The sequence below is a fragment of the Streptomyces sp. WELS2 genome (assembly GCF_013870595.1).
GTDB lineage: Bacteria > Actinomycetota > Actinomycetes > Streptomycetales > Streptomycetaceae > Streptomyces.
Window position 1 is genome coordinate 1 of the sequence record NZ_JACBWZ010000876.1, and the last position, 2441, is coordinate 2441.

Annotated in this window: 2 protein-coding genes; one reads left to right on the forward strand and one right to left on the reverse strand. The window is 71.2% G+C overall.

All coding sequences use genetic code 11. The annotated features are described in order from the left end of the window. A partial coding sequence (locus tag H5J33_RS31135; RefSeq protein ID WP_181798108.1) for a glycosyltransferase family 87 protein occupies positions 1–602 on the reverse strand: 602 nt, incomplete at its 3' end. A 392-nt stretch (positions 603–994) separates the two neighbouring features. Here H5J33_RS31135 and proP point away from each other — a divergent pair. Further along, positions 995–2365 (forward strand): glycine betaine/L-proline transporter ProP, encoded by a 1371-nt coding sequence (gene proP / locus H5J33_RS31140; protein WP_181798109.1) that lies wholly within the window; start codon positions 995–997, stop codon positions 2363–2365. Positions 2366–2441 lie beyond the last annotated feature (76 nt).

The window sequence follows — 2441 nt, forward strand, 5'->3', positions numbered from 1 at the left end:
AGCCACAGCAGGGGTACGAAGAGCAGCACGGTGGGCTGGAGCGCGGCGGCCACGCCGACGCACAGTCCGCTCGCGCGCTGTCCGCGCACGGCGAAGCAGCCGAGCAGGACGAGCAGGACCGGGGTGATGCTGGTCTGCCCGAGCCACAGGTCGTCGCGGACCGGCAGGGAGACCATCAGCAGGCTGACGGCGACCGGCGCGGCCAGCAGCGAGGTGCGGCGACCGGCCGGCCGGGGCAGCGCGCGGGCGGCGACCACGCCGAGGGCGACGACCAGCAGCAGGGAGCCGAAGGTCCAGCTCCAGCCGAGGGCGGCCTCGGCCCAGCGGGTCAGAGGGCGCAGCACCAGGCCGCCGAAGGGGGTGCCGGTGAACTCGGTGGAGTCGTAGATCGAGCCCTTGACGTGCAGGACGCCCTCGGGGCCGATCCAGGTCTCCAGGTCGGTGAGGCGCTCGTTGCCCGGGGTGGTGAGGACGACGGCCATCTGGCGGGCGGCGAGGATCAGGGCCACGGCCCACAGGGCCAGCCGGGTGGCTCTCAGCCGCGCGCCGGCCTCCGGCGCGTCGAAGCCCTCCGTGGGTCGTCCGCCGTGCCTCGCGCTCATCACGACTCGTCGGCCTCCCGCCCCTTCGTCCCGGACGCCCGATGCGCCGGATTCCTGTCCGCGTGCCCTATGAGGCTCGCAGACACCTCGGAGTGGAACGCAGGCAACCCCCCGTTAACCCGACGTGGCCGGTTATGTCCGGATGAGTTCGGCGCCGCAAGGCTCCGGTTGCAGGCCGGGGGCGCGATAAGGATCACACCGACCAGCAGGAATGACCTTGGGCGAGGGGGCAGACGTACCTGCGTACCAGCGGTTTCGCTGCATTGTGCATCTAAACGCATACAGCACGTAAGACGCAGAAGCCGCCTATGGTCGATTTTCGGCCCACGCACGTCACCGCTGCCGTCGGCGGGCCCGACCCTGTCCCCGTCGAAAGGTAGGCGAGCCCCGTTTTGGCGACCGCCACTGCCGTCACCCCGCGTCCGACGACCCGCCGGGCCGCCAAGGCCCGCAATGTCACCGTCACCGATCCCGCCCTGGTCAGGCGCGCCGTCAAGGCGGCAGCGCTCGGCAACGCCATGGAATGGTTCGACTTCGGTGTCTACAGCTACATCGCGGTCACCCTGGGCAAGGTCTTCTTCCCCTCCGGCAACCCCACCGCGCAGCTGCTGTCCACCTTCGGTGCCTTCGCGGCGGCCTTCCTGGTCCGTCCGCTGGGCGGCATGGTCTTCGGGCCGCTGGGCGACCGCATCGGCCGCCAGAAGGTCCTCGCCCTGACGATGATCATGATGGCGGCGGGCACGTTCGCCATCGGCCTGATCCCCTCCTACTCGGTGATCGGCGTCGGCGCGCCGCTCCTGCTGCTGGCCGCCCGGCTGGTGCAGGGCTTCTCCACCGGCGGCGAGTACGCGGGCGCGTCCACCTTCATCGCCGAGTACGCGCCCGACAAGAAGCGCGGCTTCTTCGGCAGCTGGCTGGAGTTCGGCACGCTCGCCGGCTACATCGGCGGCGCGGGCCTGGTCACCCTGATGACCGCCCTGCTGTCCTCCGAGGACCTGCTCTCCTGGGGCTGGCGCATCCCGTTCCTGATCGCGGGCCCGATGGGCATCATCGGCCTGTACCTGCGGATGCGGCTGGAGGAGACCCCCGCCTTCGCCGCGCAGCTGGAGAAGGCCGAGGCCCGGCCCAAGGTGCCGCTGCGCGACATGGTCGCGGGCCAGTGGAAGGCGCTGCTGATCTGCATGGGCCTGGTGCTGGTCTTCAACGTCACCGACTACATGCTGCTGTCGTACATGCCCAGCTACCTCACCAGTGAGCTGAAGTACGACGAGACCCACGGCCTGCTGGTCGTGCTCGGCGTGATGGCCCTGATGATGATCGTCCAGCCGTTCGCCGGCGCGCTCACCGACCGCGTCGGCCGCCGCCCGGTGATCGCCGCGGGCTGCGCGGGCTTCCTGCTGCTGTCCGTTCCGGCGCTGCTGCTGATCCGCCAGGGCAGCCTGCTCGCGGTCGGCCTCGGCATGGCCGCGCTGGGCCTGCTGCTGGTCTGCTTCACCGCCGCCATGCCGGCCGCGCTGCCCGCGCTGTTCCCGACCCGGGTGCGCTACGGCTCCCTGTCCATCGGCTTCAACGTCTCCGTGTCCCTGTTCGGCGGTACGACCCCGCTCGTCGTCACCGCGCTGATCGGGGCCACCGGCAACATGATGATGCCCGCGTACTACATGATGGCCGCCGCCGTCGTGGGCGGCTTCGCCGTCTGGCGCATGTCCGAATCGGCGGGCCGCCCCCTCCCGGGCTCGGCCCCGTCGATCGAGAGCACCTGACCGCGCCGTCGCGCGATCCTCGGGCCCGCGGCCGGATTCGTCCGGTTGCGGGCCCTTTGCCGTTCCCGGGGGTGGG